We start from the raw sequence: 24,816 nt of genomic DNA on the forward strand, positions 1-24,816 counted from the left end.
CCACATGCGGCTTTCGGAACGACCTCTTCCGCAGTCCACAGATCTCCCGCACAGCCTGTGGATAACTTTTCGGAACGGTGAATCCCTGTGGATAGCGAGCGCCAAATTCCGTGTGCCGCAAGGGAGTCGGGTCAAGGCCCCGCCCGCCCGCTGCCCCTATTCAGGGACGGGCCCGCTTTTCCTTGACGGGTTCCCGATCTTGCGTTCCAGGCTAAATCCACATTCCGGCAAATGGGACATAAATCGCCGTGTCGCCGCGCACCGGATATCGGGTCGTGAGGCCCGAGCGCACGACGGTAGCCTTGAGGGGTGATTGACCTTCGCCTGCTCCGTGAGGACCCCGACCGTGTTCGCGCCTCCCAGCGCGCCCGTGGAGAGGACGTCGCCCTCGTCGACTCCGTCCTGTCCGCCGACGAGCGGCGCAGGTCGTCCGGGCTCCGCTTCGACGAACTCCGCTCCGAGCAGAAGGCACTCGGCAAGCTCATGGGCAAGGCCACGCCCGAGGAGCGCGCGGAGCTGCTCAAGAAGGGCGAGGCCCTCAAGGCCGAGGTGAAGGCCGCCGAGGCCGAGCAGCGCGAGGCCGAGGAGGAGACCAAGGCCCTCGCCCTCCAGCTGGGCAACATCGTGCACCCCGACGTCCCGCGCGGCGGCGAGGAGGACTTCGTCGTCCTGGAGACGCACGGCACGATCCGTGACTTCGGCGCCGAGGGCTTCGAGCCCAAGGACCACCTGGAGCTCGGCGAGGCGCTCGGCGCCATCGACGTCGAGCGCGGCGCGAAGGTCTCCGGCTCGCGCTTCTACTACCTGACGGGCGTCGGCGCCCTCCTGGAGCTCGCGCTCGTCAACGCGGCGATCGCCCAGGCCACCGAGGCCGGCTTCATCCCGATGCTGACCCCCGCCCTGGTGCGTCCGCGCGCCATGGAGGGCACCGGCTTCCTCGGCCAGGCCGCGGAGAACGTGTACCACCTGGAGAAGGACGACTACTACCTGGTCGGCACCTCCGAGGTCCCGCTCGCCGCGTACCACATGGACGAGATCCTCGACGCGAGCCAGCTGCCGCTGCGCTACGCGGGCTTCTCCCCCTGCTTCCGCCGCGAGGCCGGCACGTACGGCAAGGACACCCGCGGCATCTTCCGCGTGCACCAGTTCGACAAGGTCGAGATGTTCTCGTACATCGACCCGGCCGACGCGGAGAACGAGCACAAGCGGCTCCTGGAGTGGGAGAAGCAGTGGCTCACCAGCCTCGAGCTGCCCTTCCAGGTGATCGACGTCGCCACGGGTGACCTCGGCTCCTCGGCCTCGCGCAAGTTCGACTGCGAGGCGTGGATCCCGACCCAGGGCAAGTACCGCGAGCTGACGTCCGCGTCGAACTGCGACGGGTTCCAGGCCCGCCGCCTGTCGGTCCGTATGCGCGACGGCAAGAAGGTCCAGCCGCTCGCCACGCTGAACGGCACGCTGTGCGCCGTGCCGCGCACGATCGTCGCGATCCTGGAGAATCACCAGCAGGCCGACGGCTCCGTACGGGTGCCCGAGGTCCTGCGCCCGTACCTGGGGGGACGAACGGTTCTCGAACCCAAGTAGGGCGTTCGTGAACCCGCGTCAGAACCGACTGGAGCCGATCACCAAGTGAGCCAGCCCGCTCCGATTGCACCCGCCGCCTTTCCGTACCGGCTCGTCGCGACCGACCTCGACGGGACGCTGCTGCGTCCCGACGAGACGGTCTCGGAGCGCACCCGTGAGGCGCTCGCCGCGGCCACCGCGGCGGGTGCGGCGCACATCGTCGTCACCGGCCGGTCCGTGCCCTGGACCCGGCACATCCTCGACGACCTCGGTTACGAGGGACTCGCGGTGTGCGGCCAGGGCGCGCAGGTCTACCACGCGGGGGAGCACCGCCTCCTGACGTCCGTGACGCTCGACCGGCAGCTGGCGGGGCTCGCCCTGTCGAAGATCGAGGCCGAGACCGGGCCGCTGGCGATCGCCGCGAGCCGCGACGGCATCGAGGGCGAGGTGATCGTGGGCCCCGGCTACCAGGTGCAGGAGGGGCCGCTCCCGGTCATCCCGTTCACGGAGGTCTCCGACCTGTGGGCGGCGCCGCTCAACAAGGTCTATGTCCAGCACCCGAAGCTGTCGGACGACGAGCTGGCCGAGGTCGCGCGTGGGGTGGCGGGCGATCTCGTGGGCATCGTGATGGCCGGCCCGGGCGTCGTGGAGCTGCTGCCGCTGGGGCTGTCGAAGGCCACGGGTCTGTCGCTCGCGGCGCGCCGGCTGGGCGCGAAGGCGGCGACCACGATCGCGTTCGGCGACATGCCCAACGACATCCCGATGTTCGGCTGGGCGGCGCACGGTGTGGCGATGGCCAACGCGCACGAGGAGCTGAAGGCCGTGGCCGACGAGGTGACGACGTCGAACGCGGACGACGGCATCGCGGTGGTCCTGGAGCGTCTGCTCGGCTGAGTGCCGATGGCTGTACCTGTTTGCGGAGGATGCGCGGATCGAACGCGCGCGGGGGGCAACCCCGACGACGACTCGCTTCTGAATGAGCACAGTGCAAGCCGCTGCCTTACCACTCGGCCAATCCTCCGGGTGGGCGGCCCACGCGTCCCGAAGGGCACGTGCTCGAAGCGGCCGCCCCGGGCAGCACCCCTGGGGCGGGGCTCCACGGAGTGCAGTGACTACTCCGGAGCCTGCCTCGGGCTGCCCTGCCGGGAGCTCGACGGACTACTGAACTTCATCGTCGCGCTCCTCTCCCGGTAGGTGGCCCGCCGGAGCCTGACGCCCCGGCGCGGTGACACAACTACTGTGCCGCGCCAGGCCGTTCACCGCCACCGATTAAAAGCCCGGGGCTTGCGGGCCCGGGGTCAGCGGCGCCGCCATCTGCGGCGCCTGGCCTTGCTGAAGAACCATCCCGCGGGCGGCTCGTCGGAGCGCCACGGCTGCGGGTCGGGGCCGCCGTCGCGCCAGCGGGCCGCGAGCATGCGGGCCCGCGCGGACGGCTCCTCGGTCTCCGCTTCGCGGATGAAGTCGGCGTCCAGCACCACGTCGTCCCAGGCGTCGGCGTCGTCCATCGCAGATCCTCCTCGGGCGGCGTACGGACCGCTCACCCTCCCCCAGTGTCCGGACGGGAGGGTGAGATCGGCGTCAAGATCCGCACAGGGTGCGCACCGGACTACTCCTCGCCCGCCAGCGTCAGCGCGCGGAGCTTCTGGCCCGCGTACCAGGTGGCCAGGACCGTGACCGCCACCAGGAGGACCGCCGCGAGGGGGAGGCCGACGTCCGAGGTGACGAGGTCGCCGCCGGCCACCTTGTGGGCGACCGCGAGGGACCACTGCTGCACGCTGAGGGTGCGGGCGCCGGCGACCAGGGAGCCGAAGAGCGCCTCCCACACGAGGGCGTAGACGAGGCCGAAGACGACCGCGTGCCGGGTCACCGTGCCGAGCAGCAGGAAGATCGCGGCGTACGCGATGGAGGCGACGAGGGCCGCGACCGTGTAGGCGACGGCGATCTGCTGCCCGTTCCCGTTCAGGATCAGGCCCGCGATCAGGGTCGGGACGGCGGAGAAGACCATGGTGACGGCGACGGCCACGATGAGCTTGGTGAAGATGATCGTGGGCCGCTTCACGGGCTTCGACAGGAGATAGACCACGGAGCCGTCGTCGATCTCGGGGCCGATCGCGCCCGTGCCGGCGATGACGCCGATCAGCGGCACCATCGTGGCGAGCGCGAAGCCGCCGAGGACGTCGGACGCCGTCTGGTCGTCGGCGCCGGTGAGGCCGCGGACCAGCGCCGAGATGCCGATGAGCAGCACGGGCAGGGCGAACAGGATGAGGGCCCGGCGGCGGCCGAGCAGGGCTCGGTAGGTGAGCCGGGCGACAGTGGGGTCGTACATCAGGGCCTCCTACGCCGTGACTAGGCCGCGACCAGATACGAGAAGACGGACTCGAGGGATTCGTCGGACGGCGAGACGGTGAGCAGGCGGATGCCGTGCGCCTGCGCGACCTTCGGGAGCAGCACCGTGAAGCGGCCGAAGTCGACGGCCTGGACGCGCAGCGCACCTTCCTTGAGGTCGACCTCGATGCCGGCGGTGGACGGGTCCGCGATCAGTGCGGCGGCCAGGGCGCGGTCGTCGCTGGAGCGGATCAGATAGCGGTGCGGGCGGTCGGTCATCAGGCGGCGGATCTTGCGGAAGTCGCCGCTGGCCGCGTGCCGTCCGGCGACGATCACCTCGATGTGGGAGGCGAGCTGCTCGACCTCCTCGAGGATGTGCGAGGAGAAGAGCACCGTGCGGCCCTCGTCGCCCATGCGCCGCAGCAGGTCCATGAGCTGCATGCGCTGGCGCGGGTCCATGCCGTTGAACGGCTCGTCCAGGAGGAGCACGGACGGTTCGTGGACGAGCGCGGAGGCCATCTTCACGCGCTGGCGCATGCCCTTGGAGTACGTCGAGATCTTGCGGTCCTGCGCGTACTCCATCTCCACGGTGGCGAGGGCCCGCCCCGCCTCCTTCTTGCCGAGGCCGTGCAACTCGGCGTTGGCGACGACGAATTCGCGCCCCGTGAGGAAGTCGTACATGGCCTCGCGCTCGGGGACGATCCCGATGTGGCGGTAGATCTGCTCGTTGCGCCAGATCGGCTGCCCGTCGAGGGTGACCGTGCCGTTCGAGGGGGCGAGGAAGCCGCCCATCATGTTGATGAGCGTGGACTTGCCCGCTCCGTTGGGGCCGAGCAGGCCCGTGACGCCGGGGCCGACCGTCATGGTGACGTCGTTGACGGCGACCACGTTGCCGAACCAGCGCGAGACGTGGTCGATGTTGATGGCACTCACAGTCCGACCTTCCGGTAGCGGCGCATCAGCAGCCCGTAGGAGCCGGCGATGAGGCCGAGGACGACGAGGAGGTAGACGACGCCCTGGCCGGACGAGGGGCCGTGCGCGCCCGGGAAGGCGGACGTGGCGCCCAGGAAGGCGGTCTGTACGCCGTCGATGAGCGTGATCGGCGAGAACAGGCCGAGCCAGGAGACCGCGCCGCCGTTGTCCTGCGCGTCGGCGATCGCCTGGACGGTGGAGACGGCGCCGAAGGAGATCGTCAGGACGGCGATCACGGCGGCGATGCCGAAGCCGCGGCGCGGGGTGACGGCGGAGATGACGAGTCCGATGCCGGCGAGGAGCAGTGACAGCAGTGCCACGGAGACCAGTCCCTGGGCGAATCCCTCGGTCTGCTCGGCGAAGTCGAGCTTGGCGAGCAGTGCGCCTACGTAGAGAACGACGAGCGGCGCGGCGGTGAGGATGAACAGGGCGGACGTCATGGCGGCGAACTTCGCCGCCACGTAGTCGCCGCGCTCGATGGGGCGCGAGAAGTAGAGCGGTACGGACTTGAAGCGCAGGTCGCGCGAGACGGCCTGGGGCGCCTGTGAGGCCACGTAGAGGGCGATCACCGCCTGGAGGACGACCGCGTAGCGCGTGTAGTCGAGCGGCAGGTCCTTCGCCTTGGTGGTGACGGCGACCGCGACCATGATCAGCGCGGGCACGCACATCACCACGAAGAGCAGCATGGGCAGCACCTTCGACTTCGCGGAGCGGCCCAGGCCGTACGCGCCGCGCAGGCTCTGCGAGAAGAGCGAGCGGCGGGCGTAGGCGCGGCCGAGGCGCGGGCCGTCGTAGTGGCGGTAGCCGATGTTGTGGATCTGGGTGGACGCGCGGTCCGTGGGCATGGGTTCAGTGGTCATCGTGGCCGCCTCCCGTCTGCTGTGCCGCCACGGGGGCGAGGGGTTCCTGCTGTTCGTCGGCCGGTCGGAAGACCTCCGCGATGTGGTGCCGGCGCTGCTCCATGCGCACCAGGCCGAGGCCGAGGTCGGCCACGACGTCGCGCACGAGGTCGTAGGTCTGCTCGCCCTGGGCGGTGAGCAGGACGATGTGTCCGGCCCCGGGCAGTTCGCCGCCGGTGTGGGTCTCGATGCCGCGCCCGGTGAGCGCCTCGCGCAACGCGCGCGTGCCGTCGGGGTGTTCGTCGCTGTCGGTGACCTCGACGGCGAGCGTCGCCGTGCTCTGGGTGAAGTCCTGGGTGGAGCTGGAGCGCAGCAGCTTGCCGCCGTCGATCACGACGACGTGGTCGCAGGTGCGCTCCAGTTCGCCGAGCAGGTGCGAGGTGACGAGGACCGAGATGCCGAAGTCGGAGTGGACGCGGCGGATCAGGTCGAGCATGTCGTCGCGGCCGACCGGGTCCAGGCCGTTGGTCGGCTCGTCCAGGAAGACCAGCTGCGGGTCGTGGACGAGGGCCTGGGCCAGCTTCACGCGCTGCTTCATGCCGGTCGAGTAGCCGCCGATGGGGCGGTAGCGCTCCTCGTACAGGCCGACGTGGCGCAGCGTGTCCGCCGTGCGTTCGCGGGCTGCGGTGGGCGGCAGGCCCGACATGCGCGCCATGTGGACGACGAACTCGGTGGCCGAGACGTCGGGCGGCAGGCAGTCGTGCTCGGGCATGTACCCGACCCGCTCGCGGATCTCGGCGCCCTTGGTCGCGACGTCGAGCCCGAGCACTTCGGCTCGGCCCTCCGAGGCGGGGGACAGACCCAGCAGGATCTTGATCATGGTGGACTTGCCGGCTCCATTGGCCCCGACGAGTCCGGTCACCCCGGGCTCGATGTCCATGGTCAGCCGGTCAAGCGCGGTCACCCGGGGGAACCGCTTGCTCAGGCTTTCGGTCGCGATCACAGTCACGCTTCGACGCTAGTGGCGCAGGCCACATCTGGCGTCAGACCGTGGGGTCGACCTCGTATGAGACCTGAGGCGTACGGATCCCTAGGGGGTCACCCTCCAGTAGTCCCCTGGGGACAGGCGCCCCACCCGTCACGGTGGTCCGGTTGTGCACATCCCGGATGTTTTCCACAGTCTGCCGCCGGACCCTTGACGTCGACGCCGGTCATTGTCACATTCATCAGTGTCAAGTTACGAGCGCGTACGGCGACGTCCCGGTCACGGGCGGCCGGGACCGGGACGGACGGTGGCATGACCACAGCAGTGGCACGGGAACTCTCCGCGGAGCTGCGGGGGTTCAGGGAAGTGCAGACCCTCGCGTACGCGTGCGCGGAGGCGGTCGCGGCGCAGCTCAAGCCGGGGGTGACCGAGCGCGAGGCGGCGCGCATGCAGCGCGACTGGCTGCGTGAGCGCGGGGTGCGGGACTGGTTCCACCTGCCCTTCGCCTGGTTCGGCGACCGCACGGCGTTCGTGAACTTCCGCGTCCCGCTCCAGTTCTTCCCGACGAACCGCAGGCTCGAGGCGGGCATGCCGTTCATCCTCGACATGGCACCGGTCCACAAGGGCTACACGGCGGACATCGGCTACTCGGGCTGTCTCGGCCTCAGCCCCCTGCACGACAAGCTGCTCGCCGACCTCCAGGCCCACCGCGAGCTGATCCTGCGCGAGGTGCGCGAGCGCCGCACGCTGCGGGAGATCTACGAGGACGTGGACCGGCTCATGGTCCGCCAGGGCTATGCGAACCGGCACCGGGCGTACCCCTTCGGCGTCATCGCCCACAAGGTGGACCGGGTCAGGGAGCGCCGGCTGAACCCGACGCTGTTCGGCTTCGGCGCGCAGTCCCTCAAGGGCCTGGCGAGCGACGCACTGCACGGGCACCGGGACGGCTGGTCGCCGCTGTGGTCCCCGTACCGGTTCTCCGACCATCCGCCGCGGCCCGGGCTGTGGGCGGTGGAGCCGCACCTCGGATTCCGCGGCACTGGCGCCAAGTTCGAGGAGCTCCTCGTGGTGACGGACTCCAAGGACCCCGAGGAGAGCGCGTTTTGGCTGGACGACGATCTGCCGCACGTGCGGCGCTGGGCGGAGGGCATCTGATGACGGACCTGACGAAGATCCACGGCGCGCGTGAGCGCACGGTGGCCACGGGCGGGATCGAGCTGTGCGTCGTGGAGCTCGGCGACGCGGCGCGGCCCACCGTCGTCCTGGTGCACGGCTACCCGGACTCCAAGGAGGTGTGGTCCGAGGTCGCCACGCGCCTCGCGGACCGCTTCCACGTCGTCCTCTACGACGTGCGCGGCATGGGCCGGTCCACGGCTCCGTCCCCGCTGCGCGGCGGCTTCACCCTGGAGAAGCTGACCGACGACTTCGTGGCCGTCATCGACGCCGTGAGTCCCGACCGGCCGGTCCACGTGGTGGGGCACGACTGGGGCTCCGTGCAGTCCTGGGAGTTCGTCACGGTCAAGCGCACCGAGGGCCGCATCGCGTCCTTCACCTCGATGTCGGGGCCGTCCCTCGACCACTTCGGGCACTGGATCAAGCAGCGCATGAAGCGGCCCACGCCCCGCAAGGTCGGCCAGCTCCTCGGCCAGGGCGCCAAGTCCTGGTACGTGTACATGCTGCACACGCCGGTGGTTCCGGAGCTGGCCTGGCGCGGCCCGCTCGGCAAGCGCTGGCCGAAGATCCTGGAGCGCGTCGAGGGCGTCCCCGCCGGCGACTACCCGACGGCGTCGCTGCCCACGGACGCCGCCCACGGAGCCTGGCTCTACCGGGACAACGTGCGGGCGCGCCTGACTCACCCGCGCGAGGACGCGTACGCGCACGCGCCCGTGCAGCTCATCACGCCCCTCGGGGACGCCTTCCTGTCGCCGCGGCTCTACGACCAGCTGGAGCTGTGGGCGCCCGAGCTGACCCGGCGCAGCCTGCCCGCCAAGCACTGGGTGCCGCGCACCCGGCCCGACCAGCTGTCGGCCTGGATCGGCGAGTTCGTCACCGCGCACGAGGAGCAGGAGGGTGGCGTGCCCGCCCGGCGCACCCCCGCGTCCGGCAAGTACGCGGACCGGTTCGGCGGCCAGCTCGTCCTGGTCACGGGCGCGGGCAGCGGCATCGGCCGGGCCACCGCGTTCGCGTTCGCCGAGGCCGGCGCGCGCGTGATCGCCGTGGACCGGGACGCGGAGAGCGTGGCGAGGACCGCCGAGATGGCCCAGTTGATCGGCGCGCCCGAGGCGTGGGCGGAGACCGTCGACGTCACGGACGAGCAGGCCATGGAGAAGCTCGCCGAGAAGGTCGCGGCCGAGTACGGCGTGGTGGACGTGCTGGTGAACAACGCGGGCATCGGCCTGTCGGGTTCGTTCTTCGACACGACCCCCGAGGACTGGAAGAAGGTCCTCGACGTGAACCTGTGGGGGGTCATCCACGGCTGCCGCCTGTTCGGGAAGCAGATGGCCGAGCGCGGCCAGGGCGGCCACATCGTGAACACGGCGTCGGCGGCCGCGTACCTGCCGTCCAAGGCGCTGCCCGCCTACAGCACCTCGAAGGCCGCCGTCCTCATGCTCAGCGAGTGCCTGCGCGCCGAGCTGGCCGGCCAGGGCATCGGCGTCTCCGCGATCTGCCCGGGTCTGGTGAACACGAACATCACGGCGACGGCCCGTTTCGCCGGCGCGGACGCCGAGGAGGAGAAGCGCCGCCAGGAGAAGTCCTCGCGCCTGTACGGCCGGCGGAACTATCCGCCGGAGAAGGTCGCCGACGCGATCCTGAGCGCCGTCGTGCAGAACAAGGCGGTCGTGCCGGTCACCCCGGAGGCCCGTGGCGCGCACCTGATGTCCCGCTTCACTCCCCGGGCCCTGCGCGCGATCGCACGGATGGAGCCGCCGTTGTGAGTGTCGTGGGCCGGCCGTGCCGGTCGTACCATCCCTCGCAGGAAGGTTCGCCGCGCAGGGCCGGCACGACCGAGGGGCGTGGGGTGTGACGGAGCAGTCGGTCGCCGAATACCGGATCGAGGACCTGGCGCACCACAGCGGCGCCACGGTCCGCACCATCCGTGCCTATCAGGACCGGGGCCTGCTGCCCCGGCCCGAGCGGCGCGGCCGGTCCAACGTGTACACGCACGCGCATCTGTCGCGGCTGCGGCAGATCGCCGACCTGCTCGACCGCGGGTACACCCTGGCCTCGATCAAGGAGCTCCTGGAGGCCTGGGACGCCGGCCGGGGGCTCGGCGGCGTGCTCGGTCTGGTCGCCGAGGTGGACAAGCCGTGGACCGACGAGCGGGCGGGCCGGATCACGCGCGCGGAGCTCGACGCGCGGTTCGGCGGCGACCCGGACGAGGCCGCCGTGCAGGACGCGATCGCGCTCGGGGTGCTGGAGCGCGTACCGGGGCGTGATGACGAGTTCCTCGTGCCGAGTCCTCAAGAGCTGGCCGTGGCCGTGGAGTTGTACGCCGCGGGCGTCCCGCTGTCCGCGATCTCGGGCCACCTGCGGGAGTTGAGGGGGCAGATCGAGCACATCGCCGCCCGTTTCCTGGAGTTCACGACCGAGCACGTCTTCGCCCGCTATCTCGGTCCGCTCCCGCCGACGGACGCGGAAGCGGCCGAGGCCGCCTCGCTGGTGCGGCGCCTGAGACCGCTCGCCCAGCAGTCGGTGGACGCCGAACTGGCACGCGCCATGCGTCTGTTCGCGACCCAGCACCTCAACCGGCACCTGGCCGCGGGACCGGTGACCACACTGCCCGATGAGCCGCAGGCGATCACGATGCCCGCCGGCACGATGCGGGCCGTACGCACGCTGGTTGGGCCCGAGCATGTCTCGGCGTTCATCGCGGCGGCGGCCGAACGCGAGGTACAGGCCAGGACATTGGACTCACTCGCCGCAAACCACAACAAAGAGAGCTGAGTTCACCAAACCAGGCATATTGCCTGGGAGTTGTCCACAGAATCGCCAATTCCCCTGTGGATAACGCGACTTGCTTGTGGATCAAACATGCGAGCAAAAAATTTCCGAAGACTTCGCCGGGGCTTCCGAGGCACTCTGACGCCATGGACGACCCCCGCACCGTGAAGGTGTCGAAGTACCTGTCCCGCCATCTGCGCCACCGGCCGGACCGCATCGGACTCACGCCGGACGACGCCGGCTGGGTCGAGATCGAGACCCTGCTCGCCGCGGCCGCCGCCCACGGCTTCCCCTTCACCCGCGCCGAGCTGGACCGCGTCGTCGCCGAGAACGACAAGCGGCGCTTCACGATCGACGGCACCCGCATCCGGGCCAACCAGGGCCACACGATCGCCGTCGACCTGGGCCTGGAGCCCGCCGAGCCGCCCGCGTACCTGTACCACGGCACCGTCCCCCGCTTCCTGGACGCGATCCGGGCCGAGGGACTGCGCCCGATGGCCCGGCACGACGTGCACCTGTCCGCCGACCGGGAGACCGCCACCCGCGTCGGCGCCCGGCGCGGCCGTCCCGTCGTGCTGTCCGTCGACGCGGGCGCGATGCACCGCGACGGCCACGTCTTCCGCGTGAGCGCGAACGGGGTCTGGCTGACGGCCGCCGTCCCCCCGCGCTACCTGCGCTTTCCCGGCTGATCCGGGCCCCGGCTCAGGCATCATCGACCGGTATGGACCAGGAACCCGGCACCCAGCCCCCGCTGCCCAGCACCGAGGCGGCCGTCACCGCGCTGCGCGCGCTCGCCGACGAGTTCGCCGTGGAGTGCGTGGTCGAGCACGACATCGGCAGCGACCGGACCTCCCGCCGCACCGCCGCGGGCGTCGGCACCACGACCGATCCCGACGGCTCGCTGCCGCACGAGGCGTACGTCGAGCTCGGCGGCTCGCCGCGGATCGACGTGCGGCTGTTCCCCGAGGGGGACGCGCTGATCACCGTCGAGGGCGTCGAGTTCCACGACGTACCCCGTGACGACGTGCCCGCCTTCCTGCGCGCCTGTCTCAGCGGCCTCGCCCAGGTCCGCGGCCGGTTCTTCCCGCCCGGATACCGGCTCCTGGTCCCGCTGCCCGGCGACCGCACCTACAAGGAGCTCGTACCGATGAGCCTGCTCACCCCCTGGCTGAACCGCCAGGTGCGCTGAGGGCGGCCGGGACACGCGCCGCTTAGGCTCGCAGGCATGACCGAATCGCCCCGCACGCCGCAGTCCCCGCTCCGTCTGAGCACCGTGATCCTGCCCTACCGCCGCTGGCACGAGGGCGCCCGCGAGGCCTGGGTGCGCGCCGAGGAGCTGGGCTTCCACACCGCGTACACCTACGACCACCTGTCCTGGCGCGTGCCGTTCCGCGACGGGCCCTGGTTCGGCGCGGTCCCCACGCTGACCGCCGCCGCGACCGCGACCGAGCGGCTGCGCCTGGGCACCCTGGTGACCTCCCCGAACTTCCGGCACCCCGTCACCCTCGCCAAGGAACTGATCTCCCTGGACGACATCTCCGGCGGCCGGATCACCCTCGGCATCGGCGCGGGCGGCACCGGCTTCGACGCCACCGCCCTCGCGCGCGGCGACCAGGAGCCGTGGACCCCGCGCGAACGGGCCGACCGCTTCGCCGAGTTCGTGCCGCTGCTCGACCGGCTGCTCACCGAGGACACCGTGACGTACGACGGCACGTTCTACTCGGCGGGCGGCGCGCAGAACATCCCGGGGTGTGTGCAGCGCCCCCGGCTGCCCTTCGCCGTGGCCGCGACCGGACCGCGCGGGCTGAAGCTCGCCGCGCGCCACGGGCAGGCCTGGGTGACCACCGGCGACCCGAAACTGTTCGCGGCGGGCACCCCGGAGCAGTCGGTTCAAGCCATTCGCGGACAGATCGAGAAGCTGACCGCGGCCTGCGACGCCGTCGACCGGGACGTGGCCGGGATGGACAAGATCCTGCTCTCCGGCTTCACCCCGGACCGGGCCCGACCGCTGGAGTCCGTCGACGCCTTCGTGGACTTCGCGGGTGTCCACCGGGAGCTGGGCTTCACCGAGATCGTGCTGCACTGGCCGATCCCCGACACGGACTTCGCCGCCGATCAGAAGGTCTTCGAGGCCATCGCCACGGACGCCCTCGCCCAGCTCGGCTGAAACCGGCTCCCGACGGTCCGGGGCGGGTGCGCAGACGCGCCAGACGCGTACTCATCTGCGCGCCCCGCCGCACGCCCGTGCACGCAGATGCGCGACCATGGGGCGGTGACCTCATCGACTCCTGGGCCCCGGACCCCGGCCCTCTCCGCGCCCCGGCTGATCGCCACGGACCTCGACGGCACTCTGCTGCACGACGACAAAACCGTTTCCCCTCGTACGGTCGCCGCGCTCGCCGCCGCCGAGGAGGCCGGCATCGAGGTCTTCTTCGTGACCGGGCGCCCGGCCCGCTGGATGGATGTGGTCAGCGACCATCTCCACGGTCACGGCCTGGCGATCTGCGGCAACGGCGCCGCCGTGGTGGACCTGCACGACGGCCCCGGCCGCCACCGGTTCGTCAAGATCCGCGAGTTGGCGGTGCCGGACGCGCTGGAGGTCGTACGGATCCTGCGGGACGCGGCGCCGGGCACCGCGTACGCCGTCGAGCGCACGGGCGGTCTGCACCACGAGCCGGCGTACCCGCCGCTGCACCTGGACCCGGGCGAGACCGTCGCACCGGCGGAGAAGCTGCTCTCCGCCGACTTCGAGGACGTCGCGGACCAGCCCGTGCTCAAGCTCCTCGCCTACCACCCCGAGCTCGACCCGGACGCGTTCCTGGCGCTGGCCCGCGCGGCCGTCGGCGAGCGGGCCGCCATCACGCGCTCCAGCCCGAGCGCCCTCCTGGAGATCAGCGCCCGGGAGGTCTCCAAGGCGAGCACGCTCGCGCTGTGCTGCGCCGAGCGCGGCATCGACCCGTCCGAGGTCGTCGCCTTCGGGGACATGCCCAACGACATGGAGATGCTCGCCTGGGCGGGCCGCTCCTACGCGATGGGCAACGCGCACCCGGACGTCCTGACCGCCGCGACGGGCCGCACCGCCACCAACAACGAGGACGGCGTGGCCCGCGTCATCGAGGAGATCCTCGCGAGCCGGTGAGCCCGCGCGGCGCCGGACCTGTCACAAGGACACGCCCCGCTGCGCGAACCAGGCCACCGGGTCCACCCCGGAGCCCAGATACGGCGTGAGCCGCACCTCGAAGTGCAGGTGCGGCCCCGTCGAGTTGCCGGTCGTGCCGGACTGCCCGATCCACTGGCCGGCCTTCACCTGCTCGCCCTGGTCGACCGCGACAGACGACAGGTGCGCGTACTGCGTGTAGTAGCCGCCCGCGTGCCGCACGACGATCTGGATGCCGAAGGCACCGCCGCAGGTCACGCTCACCACGCGCCCGTCCCCGGCCGACCGCACCGGCGTGCCGATGTCCACCGCGAAGTCCTGCCCGGTGTGCCGGTGCGCCCAGCGCGCCCCCGCGCTGTCGAAGCCCGCCGACAGCTCGTACCGCTCCACCGGTGGCATCCACGCGCGCGTGGAGGCGAACGCGGGCTGGTCGAGGCGGACCGCGCCCCGGCACTGACCGGCGGCCACCGAACTGTCGGCCTGACCCTGCAGCGTCCACTGCGCCGCCTGGAGCCTGCTCGCGATGCTCTTCTTCAGGACGGCCAGCTCGTCGTTGCGCTTCTTCAGGGAGAGCCACGCGGCCGTCGCCTTGCGCTGCCCCTCCTCCAGCTTCTTCTCGGCCCGCTGACTCTTGGCGACCGCGTTGTTCAGCGCCAGATCCGCCTGCCAGGCGGCACGCTGACCGTGCATCAGCTCTTCGGGGTCGTCGGAGAGCAGCATCTGGGCGGCGACGGGGATGTCGCCGCCGTTGCGGTACTGGGCGCGGGCGATGCGCCCGAGGTCGTCGTGGAGCACGGCGCTCTCCCGCCGCTCCTCGGCGAGCAGCCCCTCTATGCGCTGGGCCTCCGCCTTCTGGAGTTCGGCGGCCCTGCGCCCCTCCTCGTAGTGCTGCGAGGCCTTCGACGCCTCTTCGTAGAGGCGCGCCACCTCGGCGCTCGCCTCGGGGCCGTCGGCCCCCACGGACAGCGCGGGGGTGCCTCCGAGGGCGACGAGCGCGCACAGCGCCGCCGGAACGACGAGGGAACTGCGGGTACGACGGGGTCGTTGGGACATGTAACGGATCGTCACCCGCCCCGCCCGACCGCACCTGTGGAGCGCGTGCGCCCGGGGGAACCGCTGCCCCGGACGGCGCAGAAACGTAACTCCTCAGGCAGGGGAGGGAACGGACGAGCCAGGTATCAGTGCGGCGCCTGCCACACCAGCGTCGTGCCGCCCCCGTCCTCACCCGTCCCGGGCCCGTACCAGCTGTCGCCGCCGAGCGACTCCGCACGCCGCTTGAGGTTCTTCAGGCCGCTGCGCCGGCCGCCCTCGGGGATGCCCACGCCGTCGTCGGCGACGGTCAGGCGCACGCCCGGCCGGCCGTCCGGCAGCAGCACGGTGGCGTCCACGACGACCTCGATGGACCCGGCCCGCGCGTGCCGGAACGCGTTGGAGAGGGCCTCGCGCAGGGCCGCGATGAGGTTCTTGCCGGTGACCTCGCCGACGAGGGTGTCGACCGGGCCCACGAAGTGGTGGGCGGGCTTGAAGCCGAGCGGTACCGCCGCCATGTTGATCTCGCGCAGCACGCGCGTGCGCAGTCCCGCCGGCGCCTCCGTCGGCCCCTGCTGGAGCGCGAAGATGGCGGTGCGGATCTCCTGGATGGTGGTGTCCAGCTCGTCGACGGCCTTGCCGACCCCCCGCTGCACCTCGGGCACCACCGAGCGGCGCTGGGCCGTCTCCAGCATCATCCCGGTGGCGAACAGCCGCTGGATCACCAGGTCGTGCAGGTCGCGCGCGATGCGGTCACGGTCCTCGTAGACGGCCAGCCGCTCCCGGTCGCGCTGCGCCTCGGCCATCATCAGGGCCAACGCCGCCTGGGCGGCGAACTGGGCACCGAGCGTGCGCTCCGCCTCGCTGAAGGGCCGCGCTCCACGCGCGCGTGGCGTCACCAGCGTGCCGAGCACCCGGTCCTCGCTGCGCAGCGGGAGCAGCATCGCGGGGCCGTAGGGGCTCGCAAGATCGGTCGTGACCCGGGGGTCCGTGGCCGCGTCCTCGATGAACACGGGCTCCCCGCAGAGCAGTTCGGTGACGATCGCGCTCTCCGGCGGGAGCACGACGCCGAGCGCCGCGGAGGGGTGGTCGGAGGCCACCGCGACGACCTCCATGCCGCCCTCGGCGTCGGGCAGCAGCACGAGACCGGCCGCCGAGTCGGACAGGTGCCGGGCCTGCTCGGCGACCACCTGAAGGGCGTCCTCCGCGTCCCCTCCGGACAGGAGCGCCGTGGTCACGGCCACGGAGCCGTCGATCCACCGCTCCCGCTGCCGGGCCGCCTCGTACAGGCGCGCGTTGCCGATCGCGATGCCCGCCTCCGTGGCGAGCACCCGGACCATGTTCAGGTCGTAGTCGGTGAACTCCTCGCCGCCGCGCTTCTCCGTGAGGTAGAGGTTCCCGAAGATCTCGCCCTGGACGCGGATGGGCACCCCCAGGAAGGTGCGCATCGGCGGGTGCCTCGGCGGGAAGCCGCAGGAGCGCGGGTCGTCGGCGAGGTCGGCCATCCGCATCGGCTCGGGGTCGTGGATGAGGGCGCCCAGCAGCCCGCGGTGGCCGTCGGGCAGCCGGCCGATGCGGCGCGCCGTCTCCTCGTCGAGGCCGTGGTAGACGAAGTCCGACAGACCCTTGCCGTCCTCGGCGACGACGCCGATCGCCGCGTAGCGGGCGCCCGCGAGCTCGGCTGCGGTCTCGCAGATCCGGTCGAGGGTGGAGTGCAGCTCCAGGCCGGTGCCCACCGAGCGCATCGCCTCCAGGAGCTGCGGCACGCGCGCGGTCAGCTCGGCCGAGAGCCCCTGAAGGCCGCGCGTGGCCCGGGTGGCCGCCTCGGCGGGATCGGTGACCGCTGCGGCCGGCGCCGGATCAGGGGCGGGCTCGGCGGAGGCGGGGACGCCGGGGTCCGTGGGTGCAACCATGACCCCGAGGGTAATTAGTCCTATTTGGCGACGAAAGTCGGGTTCACTGGCCGGACAGGGCCGGAAGCGCGCCCTCCCGCTCCCGCAGCGCGCGCAGCGGACCCTCGACGGCGGCCAGCTCGGCGTACGGACCGCGCTGCACGACCGTCCCGGCATCCAGCACCAGCACCTCGTCCACGGCCTCCAGTCCCGCGAGCCGATGCGTGATCAGCACCGTCGTACGGCCCCGGGTCGCGTCCAGCAGGTCCGCGGTGAGGGCGTCGGCCGTCTCCAGGTCCAGGTGCTCGGCCGGCTCGTCGAGGACGAGGACGGGGAAGTCGGCGAGCAGGGCGCGGGCCAGCGCGAGCCGCTGCCGCTGCCCGCCGGACAGCCGCGCCGCGTGCTCGCCCACCAGGGTGTCGAGCCCCTCGGGCAGCGCGTCCACCCACTCCAGGAGGCGTACGCGGCCGAGGGCGGCCCGCAGCTCGTCCTCCGTGGCGTCCTTCTTGGCCAGCAGCAGGTTCTCGCGGACGGTGCTGTCGAAGAGGTGCGCGTCCTGGGCGCAGAGCCCGACCGCGCGGCGCACGTCGTCCCCGTCGACGTGCGTGGCGTCGACGCCGCCGAGCGTGTACGTCCCCGCGCTCGGGTCCAGGAAGCGCAGCAGCACCTGGGCGAGCGTGGTCTTGCCGGACCCCGACGGGCCCACGACCGCGACGCGGCGCCCGCGCGCCAGCGTGAGGTCCACCCCGGCGACCGCGTCCCGCACCTGCCCCTCGTACCGGGCCGTGAGCCCCCGTACGACGAGCGGGAACGGGTCCTGCGGCGCCGGCACGGGCCGCTCCGGCTCCCGTACGGGGTCGGGCGCGTCCAGGACCTCGTGGACCCGCTCGGCGCTCTTGCGGACCCGCTGGCGGTACTGCACCGCGAGCGGCAGCCCCAGCACCGCCTCGAACGCGGCGAGCGGAGTGAGCACGACAACCGCGAGCGCCACCCCGTCGAGCTGCCCGGCGCGCACGCCCTGGACGCCGGCCAGCGCGGCCCCGGCCACGGTCAGGCCCGTGATCAGGGCCGTGAGCCCGTCGCCGAGCGCGGTCGCGGTGGCGGCGCGCGAGGCGATCCGGGTCAGGGCGGAGTCGGCCTCCCGGGCCTCCTTCATACGGCGCGGCAGCGCGCCGGAGACGGTCAGCTCGGCGGTGCCGGTGAGCAGTTCGGCGGCGCGGGTGGCGAGCAGCCCGCGCGCGGGGGCGAGGCGGCGCTCGGCCCTGCGGGCGACGGCCGCGGACAGCAGCGGCACCCCGACCCCGGCGAGCAGCAGTCCGACGGCGAGCACGGCGCCCGCCGCGGGCAGCAGCCACGCGGTGAAGGCGACCGCCCCGGCGCCCACCAGGGCGGCGGCCGACGCGGGCAGCAGCCAGCGCAGCCAGTAGTCCTGGAGCGCGTCGACATCGCTCACCAGCCGGGACAGCAGGTCGCCGCGCCGGGTCGCGCGCAGCCCCGCCGGCGCGAGCCGCTCCAGGCGCCGGTAGACGGCGACCCGGGTGTCGGCCAGCATCCGCAGCACGGCGTCGTGCGACACGAGCCGCTCCGCGTACCGGAAGCAGGCCCGGCCGATGCCGAACGCGCGCGTGGCGGTGACCGCGACCATCAGGTAGAGCACGGGCGGCTGCTGCGAGGCCCGCGAGATCAGCCAGCCGCTGGTCGCCATCAGGCCGACCGCGCTGCCGAGCGCGAGCGCCCCGAGCAGCAGCGCGAGGGCGAGCCGGGAGCGGCGCGGCCGGGCGGCGGCGCGGAGCCGGGCGAGGACGCCGCGTCCCTCGGCCCGCATCTCGGGGCGCTGCGAAGCGACCGCCGGCGCTTCCTCGCGGGTCTGCGGCGGGACGGACACCGGGGCCGCCGGGGCGACCTGCGCCGGGTCGTCCGTGGTGGCGGGCGGCGCGAGCCGCACCACCCGGTCCGCGACGGCGAGCAGCGCCGGACGGTGCACGACCAGGACCACGGTGCGGCCCACGGCGAGCCGGCGCACCGCCTCGACGATGCCCGCCTCGGTGTCGCCGTCCAGCGCGGCGGTCGGCTCGTCCAGCAGCACGACGGGCCGGTCGGCGAGGAAGGCGCGGGCGAGCGCGAGGCGCTGCCGCTGACCCGCCGAGAGCCCGGTCCCGTCGTCGCCGAGCACGGTGTCGAGGCCCTCGGGGAGCGCCTCGACGAAGTCCAGGGCGCCGGCCTCGCCGAGCGCCGCCCGCACCGCCGCGTCGTCCGCGCCGGGCCGGGCGAGCCGTACGTTCTCGGCGATCGAGCCCGCGTACAGCTGCGGCCGCTGCGGCACCCACGCCACGCGCGCGTGCCAGGCCTCCCGCGCCGCCTCGGACAGATCGGTGCCGCCCACCAGGACGCGTCCGTCGCGCGGCCGGACGAAGCCGAGCAGGGCGCTCAGGAGCGTCGACTTGCCGGCGCCGCTCGGGCCCACCAGCGCGACCGTCTCGCCCTGGGCCACCTCGAAGGAGACCGACGAGACGGCGTCCGCGTCGCGCCCGTCGTAGCGGACCGAGACGCGGTCGAAGGCGATGCCGCCCTCCTCGGGCAGCGCCTTCGTGCCGCTCTCGGGCAGCGGCGTCTCCAGGACGTCGAAGATCTCCTCGGCGGCGGCGAGCCCCTCGGCGGCCGCGTGGAACTGCGCCCCGACCTGGCGCAGCGGCAGGTAGGCCTCGGGCGCCAGGACGAGGATGACGATGCCCACGTAGAGGTCCATGTCGCCGTGCACGAGCCGCATGCCGATGGTGACGGCGACCAGGGCGACCGACAGGGTCGCGAGCAGTTCGAGGGCGAACGACGACAGGAAGGCGATCCGCAGCGTGCGCATCGTGGCCCTGCGGTACTCGCCGGTGATCGTGCGGATGGACTCGGCCTGCGCCTTCGCGCGGCCGAACACCTTCAGGGTGGGCAGCCCGGCGACGACGTCCAGGAAGTGGCCCGAGAGCCGGGACAGGAGCCGCCACTGACGGTCCATCCGGGACTGGGTGGCCCAGCCGATGAGGATCATGAAGACCGGGATGAGGGGCAGCGTGCCGACGATGATCGCCGCCGACACCCAGTCCTCGGTGACGACGCGGGCGAGCACCGCCACCGGGACCACCACCGCGAGCCCCAACTGCGGCAGATAGCGCGAGAAGTAGTCGTCCAGGGCGTCGACACCCCGGGTCGCGAGCGCCACGAGGGAACCGGTGCGCTGACCCGTGAGCCAGCCGGGTCCGAGCCCGGCCGCCCGCTCGAGCAGCCGGCCCCGCAGCTCCGACTTCACGGCCGCGCTCGCCCGGTGCGCGGCCAGCTCGGTCAGCCAGGACACGAGCCCCCGGCCGGCCGCCACGGCCACCATCAGCAGCAGCGGCGTACTCAGCCGTGCCCCGTCGAACCCGTGCTGGAACGCGCCCACCACGACCTCGGCGATCAGCATCGCCTGAGCGATGACCAGGCCCGCCCCGGCGGCGCCGAGGACGACCACCGCGATCAGGAAGAGACGGGTGGCCCGGGCGTACCGGAGCAGACGCTGGTCGATCGGTTTCACGTGAAACACACCCTCACATCAGGTGGGTTGCCCCAAGGGACTCAGTGCGCGGCGTCGGCGATGTGGTGCGTGCCGATGCGCTTGCGGAACACCCAGTAGGTCCACGACTGGTAGAGCAGCACGATCGGGGTCGCGATGCCCGCGCACCAGGTCATGATCTTCAGCGTGTACGGGCTGGACGAGGCGTTGCTGACCGTCAGGTTCCAGTCCGCGTTCAGCGACGACGGCATGACGTTCGGGAACAGCGTCAGGAAGAGCATCGCGACGGCCGCCGCGATCGTGATCCCCGACAGCGCGAACGACCAGCCCTCGCGGCCCAGCTTGATGGCTCCGATCGCTCCGACGAGCGCGACCACGGCCACGATCATCGCGGCGAGCGAGCCTCCGTCCCCGTGGTCGGCCTGAGTCCAGATCAGGAAGCCGAGCGCGGCCACCGCGGCGACCAGCCCCACGGCGAGCGCCGTCCTCCGCGCCCGCACCCGGATGTCACCGACGGTCTTGAGCGCGCTGAACACGGCGCCGTGGAAGGTGAACAGGCTGAGCGTGACCAGGCCGCCGAGCAGCGCGTACGGGTTGAGCAGGTCCCAGAAGTTACCGACGTACTCGAAGTCCTTGTCGATCTTCACGCCGCGCACGATGTTGCCGAAGGCCACGCCCCACAGGAACGCGGGGATCAGCGAGGTCCAGAAGATCGCGTGCTCCCAGTTGGCCTGCCAGCGCTCCTCGGGCCGCTTCGCGCGGTACTCGAAGGCCACACCGCGGATGATCAGGCACACCAGGATGATCAGCAGCGGCAGGTAGAAGCCGGAGAACAGCGTCGCGTACCACTCGGGGAAGGCGGCGAAGGTCGCGCCGCCCGCGGTGAGCAGCCACACCTCGTTGCCGTCCCACACCGGGCCGATCGTGTTGATCAGCACCCGGCGTTCCGTGCGGTCGCGGGCCAGCAGCTTGGTGAGCACACCGACCCCGAAGTCGAATCCCTCCAGGAAGAAGTAGCCGATCCACAGGACGGCGATGAGTACGAACCAGACGTCGTGGAGTTCCATGACTCGTCAGCTCCCAGGGCCTAGTAGGAGAAGGCCATCGGCTTGTCGGCGTCCCGGTCGCCACCGATCTTGGTGGGCGGGTTGAGGTCGTCCTCGGTGAGCTCGGGCGGGCCGGCCTTCACGTACTTCAGGAGGAGCTTGACCTCGATCACGGCGAGGACCGCGTAGAGCAGTGTGAAGACGGTCATCGAGGTGATGACCTCGCCCTGCGAGACACCGGGGGAGACCGCGTCGCGGGTCTGCAGGACGCCGTAGACGACCCACGGCTGGCGGCCCATCTCGGTGAAGATCCAGCCCCAGGAGTTGGCGATCAGCGGGAAGCCGAGCGTCCACAGCGCGACGAGCCAGTAGAGCTTGGTGAACTTCGGGTTGAGCGCCTTGTTCTTGAAGAGGACCAGGTTCGGCACTTCGTCCTCACCCACCCTCAGATGCTGCGGCAGCATGAACTTCTTGCGGGTGAGCCAGAGTCCGAGGATGCCGAGCGCGAAGGACGCCATCCCGAAGCCGATCATCCAGCGGAAGGCCCAGAAGGTGACGGGGATGATCGGGCGGTAGTCGCCGGGCCCGTACTTCTCCTGCTCGGCCTTGTTGGTGTCGTTGATGCCGGGGACGTACGAGGTGAAGTCGTCGTCGGCGAGGAAGGACAGTATCCCGGGGATCGACAGCTCGACCGTGTTGTGGCCCTTGCTGACGTCGCCCACGGCGAACACCGAGAACGGCGCCGAGTCCTGACCCTCCCACAGGGCCTCGGCGGCGGCCATCTTCATGGGCTGCTGCTTGAACATCACCTTGCCGAGCAGGTCACCGCTGACGGCGGTGAGCAGGCCGGCGATCACGACGGTGACCAGGCCGAGGCGCAGCGAGGTCTTCATGACGCCGACGTGCTTCTTGCGGGCCAGGTGGAAGGCCGCGATGCCGACCATGAACGCTCCGCCCGTGAGGAACGAGGCGGTCAGAGTGTGGAAGAACTGGGTCAGCGCCGTGTTCTGCGTCAGCACGTGCCAGAAGTCGGTGAGTTCGGCGCGGCCGTTCGCCTTGTTGATCCGGTAGCCGACCGGGTGCTGCATCCAGGAGTTGGCCGCGAGGATGAAGTACGCGGACAGGACCGTGCCGATCGACACCATCCAGATGCAGGCCAGATGGATCCTCTTCGGCAGCTTGTCCCACCCGAAGATCCACAGCCCGATGAAGGTGGATTCGAAGAAGAAGGCGATCAGGGCCTCGAAGGCCAGCGGCGCCCCGAAGATGTCACCGACGAAGCGGGAGTAGTCCGACCAGTTCATGCCGAACTGGAACTCCTGCACGATGCCGGTGACCACCCCCATCGCGATGTTGATCAGGAAGAGCTTGCCCCAGAACTTGGTCGCCCTGAGGTACTTCTCCTTCTCCGTGCGCACCCAGGCGGTCTGCAGCCCGGCGACCAGAGCCGCGAGGGAGATCGTCAGGGGGACGAACAGGAAGTGGTAGACGGTGGTGATGCCGAACTGCCATCGCGCCAGCGTCTCCGGCGCCAGAGCCAGGTTCACTGCGTCACTCCTTACCTCGCCGTGGTCACAGCGGCAGTTTGCCCCTTTAATCCCACAAATCCTGGGAGGAACGGGACACGCTTGTGAACGCGTTCACATTCACAAGCATTATGTCGTACTGGCTGTCGGGATCCGCACGGGGGTCCCCTTACTGGGAGGAACGCCACAGCCCACGGCCCGGCCCCTCGGACGGGGCTCACGGGACGGGGCTCACAGGACGGGGTTCACTGGATGGACAGGGGCTTCCGGGGAACTTCAACATCTTGTTGAATCCGCGGCATGACGCGCATTCGCATCTCCTGGCCGGCCGGACACACCACGGCGACGGTCGAGTCCACCCCGACCGGCAAGGCCCTGCTCGCGAAACTGCCGTTGAGCTCGACGGCGAACACCTGGGGCGAGGAGGTCTACTTCGACACGGGCGTCAGCGTCCCGGCCGAGGAGGACGCCCGCCAGGTCGTGGAACCCGGCACCGTCGCCTTCTGGACGGACGGCGACGCCCTCGCCCTCCCCTACGGCCCCACGCCGATCTCGCGAGGCGACGAGTGCCGCCTCGCGAGCCCGTGCAACCTGCTCGGCCGGCTCGACGGGGACCCGCGGGTGCTCGCGACGGTGCGCGGCGGCGACCCGATCCGCGTCGAACTGGCCTGAACCGGCCCTGATCCGCCCGGCGGTCAGAGCTCCTTGCGGAACTGCTGCGCCGCGTGCAGGAAGATGTCGTTGGCCTCGGTCTCGCCGATCGTGGCCCGCATCCCCTCACCGGCGAAGGGCCGCACCACGACACCGGCCGCCTCGCAGGCCGCCGCGAAGTCCATCGTCCGGTCCCCGAGCCGCAGCCAGACGAAGTTCGCCTGCGTCTCGGGCACCGTCCAGCCCTGCTCGCGCAGCGTGGCCACGACACGGGTGCGCTCGGACACCAGCGTGCCGACCCGGCCGAGCAGCTCGTCCTCCGCGCGCAGCGAGGCCACGGCCGCGTCCTGCGCGAGCTGGCTGACGCCGAAGGGCACCGCCGTCTTGCGCAGCGCGGCGGCCACCGGCTCGTGGGCGATGGCGAAGCCCACCCGCAGCCCGGCCAGACCGTAGGCCTTGGAGAAGGTGCGCAGCACCGCGACATTGGGCCGGTCCCGGTAGAGCTCCACGCCGTCCGGCACCTCGGCGTCCCGGATGAACTCGCGGTACGCCTCGTCGAGCACGACGAGCACGTCGGAGGGCACCCGGTCGAGGAAGCGCTCCAGCTCGGCCCGGCGCACCACGGTGCCCGTGGGGTTGTTGGGGTTGCAGACGAAGATGAGGCGCGTGCGGTCCGTGATGGCGTCGGCCATCGCGTCCAGGTCGTGCACCTCGCCGTCGGTGAGCGGCACCTGGACCGACTTCGCGCCGCTGATCTGCGTGATGATCGGGTACGCCTCGAAGGACCGCCAGGCGTAGATCACCTCGTCGCCGGGCCCGCTGGTCGCCTGCAGCAGCTGCTGGGCGACGCCGACCGAGCCGGTGCCCGTGGCCAGATGCGTCACCGGCACGCCGAACCGGTCCGCCAGCTCGTTCATCAGACCCGTGCAGGCCATGTCCGGGTACCGGTTGAAGGTGCCGGCCGCGGCGATCGCCCGCTCCATGACACCGGGGAGCGGCGGATACGGGTTCTCGTTGGAGGAGAGCTTGTACGCCACCGGCCCCCCGGCAGCCGCGGGCTTGCCCGGCTTGTAGGCGGGGACACCCGCCAGCTCGGCACGCAGCTTGGGGTTCGTCTCGCTCACCGCAGTCCTCCTAAGGCCACCGTTCCAATACTGCACACCTTAAGAGGATTCGGCGCGCACCCCAATGGGGCGGAGCCAGGAGGTGCCCGCAGGGGTCCGGCCGGCGTACGACGGGCGCACCCGACGGCACACCCGAGGCGTGCATCCCTGGGGGGAGCGCTCGGCGTCCTGGCGTGCGCCGGTGGCTTGCGCCGTGGCGCGCATCACCCGTGAAGGTGAGTTGAGACCTG

Annotated in this window: 21 protein-coding genes and 1 tRNA gene; 10 read left to right on the top strand and 12 right to left on the bottom strand. The window is 71.6% G+C overall.

Annotation, left to right across the window (positions count from 1 at the left end; genetic code table 11):
* The first annotated feature begins 309 nt into the window (after positions 1–309).
* Complete coding sequence (gene serS, locus ACIBTU_RS04245) at positions 310–1,581, top strand: serine--tRNA ligase (RefSeq protein WP_399124352.1); 1,272 nt, start codon at positions 310–312, stop codon at positions 1,579–1,581.
* 45 nt (positions 1,582–1,626) lie between these two features.
* Entirely contained in the window at positions 1,627–2,454 is an 828-nt protein-coding gene (locus ACIBTU_RS04250) for an HAD family hydrolase (protein ID WP_399124353.1), read from the top strand.
* 23 nt (positions 2,455–2,477) lie between these two features.
* On the opposite strand, the gene ACIBTU_RS04255 is transcribed toward ACIBTU_RS04250, so the two are convergent.
* The 6 genes from ACIBTU_RS04255 to ACIBTU_RS04280 form a co-directional block, all read right to left on the bottom strand.
* Positions 2,478–2,581, bottom strand: a tRNA-OTHER gene (locus ACIBTU_RS04255).
* 277 nt (positions 2,582–2,858) lie between these two features.
* Positions 2,859–3,065 carry a hypothetical protein gene (locus ACIBTU_RS04260; protein ID WP_399124354.1) on the bottom strand — a complete coding sequence of 69 codons (207 nt, stop codon included), beginning with the start codon at positions 3,063–3,065 and terminating at the stop codon, positions 2,859–2,861.
* Between the two features lie 101 nt (positions 3,066–3,166).
* The gene (locus tag ACIBTU_RS04265; protein WP_399124355.1) at positions 3,167–3,886 is read right to left on the bottom strand and encodes an ABC transporter permease; all 720 of its coding nucleotides are present in this window, start codon (positions 3,884–3,886) and stop codon (positions 3,167–3,169) included.
* 20 nt (positions 3,887–3,906) lie between these two features.
* Entirely contained in the window at positions 3,907–4,818 is a 912-nt protein-coding gene (locus ACIBTU_RS04270; protein ID WP_399124356.1) for an ABC transporter ATP-binding protein, read from the bottom strand.
* The gene (locus tag ACIBTU_RS04275) at positions 4,815–5,717 is read right to left on the bottom strand and encodes an ABC transporter permease subunit (protein WP_399124357.1); all 903 of its coding nucleotides are present in this window, start codon (positions 5,715–5,717) and stop codon (positions 4,815–4,817) included. Before ACIBTU_RS04275 ends, ACIBTU_RS04270 begins: the two co-directional genes overlap by 4 nt.
* Positions 5,707–6,699 carry an ABC transporter ATP-binding protein gene (locus tag ACIBTU_RS04280; protein WP_399124811.1) on the bottom strand — a complete coding sequence of 331 codons (993 nt, stop codon included), beginning with the start codon at positions 6,697–6,699 and terminating at the stop codon, positions 5,707–5,709. The genes ACIBTU_RS04275 and ACIBTU_RS04280 overlap by 11 nt, the downstream gene beginning before the upstream one ends.
* A gap of 294 nt (positions 6,700–6,993) precedes the next feature.
* Here ACIBTU_RS04280 and ACIBTU_RS04285 point away from each other — a divergent pair, with 294 nt between their 5' ends.
* From ACIBTU_RS04285 to ACIBTU_RS04315, 7 genes are all read left to right on the top strand, one after another.
* A complete protein-coding gene (locus ACIBTU_RS04285) occupies positions 6,994–7,836 on the top strand; it encodes a M24 family metallopeptidase (RefSeq protein WP_399124358.1) in 843 nt (280 codons plus the stop codon).
* A complete protein-coding gene (locus tag ACIBTU_RS04290) occupies positions 7,836–9,617 on the top strand; it encodes an SDR family oxidoreductase (RefSeq protein WP_399124359.1) in 1,782 nt (593 codons plus the stop codon). Before ACIBTU_RS04285 ends, ACIBTU_RS04290 begins: the two co-directional genes overlap by 1 nt.
* Positions 9,618–9,702: 85 nt before the next feature.
* Positions 9,703–10,626 (top strand): MerR family transcriptional regulator, encoded by a 924-nt coding sequence (locus tag ACIBTU_RS04295; RefSeq protein ID WP_399124360.1) that lies wholly within the window; start codon positions 9,703–9,705, stop codon positions 10,624–10,626.
* 143 nt (positions 10,627–10,769) lie between these two features.
* Positions 10,770–11,312: an RNA 2'-phosphotransferase gene (locus tag ACIBTU_RS04300; protein ID WP_399124361.1), complete on the top strand. Its 543-nt coding sequence runs from the start codon at positions 10,770–10,772 to the stop codon at positions 11,310–11,312.
* Positions 11,313–11,344: 32 nt separating this feature from the next.
* Positions 11,345–11,812, top strand: coding sequence for a hypothetical protein (locus ACIBTU_RS04305; protein WP_399124362.1), 468 nt, complete (start codon positions 11,345–11,347; stop codon positions 11,810–11,812).
* Positions 11,813–11,848: 36 nt separating this feature from the next.
* Positions 11,849–12,790: an LLM class flavin-dependent oxidoreductase gene (locus tag ACIBTU_RS04310; RefSeq protein WP_399124363.1), complete on the top strand. Its 942-nt coding sequence runs from the start codon at positions 11,849–11,851 to the stop codon at positions 12,788–12,790.
* Between the two features lie 87 nt (positions 12,791–12,877).
* On the top strand, positions 12,878–13,762 hold the full coding sequence (locus tag ACIBTU_RS04315; protein ID WP_399124364.1) for a Cof-type HAD-IIB family hydrolase: 885 nt from the start codon (positions 12,878–12,880) through the stop codon (positions 13,760–13,762).
* Positions 13,763–13,783: 21 nt separating this feature from the next.
* Here the strand turns inward: ACIBTU_RS04315 and ACIBTU_RS04320 are convergent, their stop codons facing one another.
* The 5 genes from ACIBTU_RS04320 to ACIBTU_RS04340 form a co-directional block, all read right to left on the bottom strand.
* Positions 13,784–14,833, bottom strand: a complete 1,050-nt coding sequence (locus ACIBTU_RS04320) for a peptidoglycan DD-metalloendopeptidase family protein (RefSeq protein WP_399124365.1) — start codon at positions 14,831–14,833, stop codon at positions 13,784–13,786.
* 125 nt (positions 14,834–14,958) lie between these two features.
* Positions 14,959–16,722 carry a GAF domain-containing sensor histidine kinase gene (locus ACIBTU_RS04325; protein ID WP_399124366.1) on the bottom strand — a complete coding sequence of 588 codons (1,764 nt, stop codon included), beginning with the start codon at positions 16,720–16,722 and terminating at the stop codon, positions 14,959–14,961.
* A gap of 43 nt (positions 16,723–16,765) precedes the next feature.
* A complete protein-coding gene (cydD, locus tag ACIBTU_RS04330; protein ID WP_399124367.1) occupies positions 16,766–20,260 on the bottom strand; it encodes a thiol reductant ABC exporter subunit CydD in 3,495 nt (1,164 codons plus the stop codon).
* A gap of 41 nt (positions 20,261–20,301) precedes the next feature.
* On the bottom strand, positions 20,302–21,306 hold the full coding sequence (cydB, locus tag ACIBTU_RS04335; RefSeq protein WP_399124368.1) for a cytochrome d ubiquinol oxidase subunit II: 1,005 nt from the start codon (positions 21,304–21,306) through the stop codon (positions 20,302–20,304).
* A gap of 20 nt (positions 21,307–21,326) precedes the next feature.
* The gene (locus ACIBTU_RS04340; RefSeq protein ID WP_399124369.1) at positions 21,327–22,832 is read right to left on the bottom strand and encodes a cytochrome ubiquinol oxidase subunit I; all 1,506 of its coding nucleotides are present in this window, start codon (positions 22,830–22,832) and stop codon (positions 21,327–21,329) included.
* 279 nt (positions 22,833–23,111) lie between these two features.
* On the opposite strand from ACIBTU_RS04340, the gene ACIBTU_RS04345 reads away from it, so the two are divergent.
* Positions 23,112–23,483, top strand: coding sequence for a cyclophilin-like fold protein (locus tag ACIBTU_RS04345; RefSeq protein WP_399124370.1), 372 nt, complete (start codon positions 23,112–23,114; stop codon positions 23,481–23,483).
* Between the two features lie 23 nt (positions 23,484–23,506).
* On the opposite strand, the gene hisC is transcribed toward ACIBTU_RS04345, so the two are convergent.
* Entirely contained in the window at positions 23,507–24,586 is a 1,080-nt protein-coding gene (gene hisC / locus ACIBTU_RS04350) for a histidinol-phosphate transaminase (protein ID WP_399124371.1), read from the bottom strand.
* Positions 24,587–24,816 lie beyond the last annotated feature (230 nt).

It is taken from the genome of Streptomyces sp. NPDC050145 (assembly GCF_044460245.1).
GTDB lineage: Bacteria > Actinomycetota > Actinomycetes > Streptomycetales > Streptomycetaceae > Streptomyces.

Coding starts and splice junctions, on each gene's coding strand:
- ACIBTU_RS04260 (WP_399124354.1), bottom strand. CDS start 3,065: ATGGACGACGCCGACGCCTGGGACGACGTGGTGCTGGACGCCGACTTC.
- ACIBTU_RS04265 (WP_399124355.1), bottom strand. CDS start 3,886: ATGTACGACCCCACTGTCGCCCGGCTCACCTACCGAGCCCTGCTCGGC.
- ACIBTU_RS04275 (WP_399124357.1), bottom strand. CDS start 5,717: ATGACCACTGAACCCATGCCCACGGACCGCGCGTCCACCCAGATCCAC.
- ACIBTU_RS04285 (WP_399124358.1), top strand. CDS start 6,994: ATGACCACAGCAGTGGCACGGGAACTCTCCGCGGAGCTGCGGGGGTTC.
- ACIBTU_RS04290 (WP_399124359.1), top strand. CDS start 7,836: ATGACGGACCTGACGAAGATCCACGGCGCGCGTGAGCGCACGGTGGCC.
- ACIBTU_RS04300 (WP_399124361.1), top strand. CDS start 10,770: ATGGACGACCCCCGCACCGTGAAGGTGTCGAAGTACCTGTCCCGCCAT.
- ACIBTU_RS04305 (WP_399124362.1), top strand. CDS start 11,345: ATGGACCAGGAACCCGGCACCCAGCCCCCGCTGCCCAGCACCGAGGCG.
- ACIBTU_RS04310 (WP_399124363.1), top strand. CDS start 11,849: ATGACCGAATCGCCCCGCACGCCGCAGTCCCCGCTCCGTCTGAGCACC.
- ACIBTU_RS04315 (WP_399124364.1), top strand. CDS start 12,878: ATGCGCGACCATGGGGCGGTGACCTCATCGACTCCTGGGCCCCGGACC.
- ACIBTU_RS04320 (WP_399124365.1), bottom strand. CDS start 14,833: ATGTCCCAACGACCCCGTCGTACCCGCAGTTCCCTCGTCGTTCCGGCG.
- ACIBTU_RS04325 (WP_399124366.1), bottom strand. CDS start 16,722: ATGGTTGCACCCACGGACCCCGGCGTCCCCGCCTCCGCCGAGCCCGCC.
- cydB (WP_399124368.1), bottom strand. CDS start 21,306: ATGGAACTCCACGACGTCTGGTTCGTACTCATCGCCGTCCTGTGGATC.
- ACIBTU_RS04345 (WP_399124370.1), top strand. CDS start 23,112: ATGACGCGCATTCGCATCTCCTGGCCGGCCGGACACACCACGGCGACG.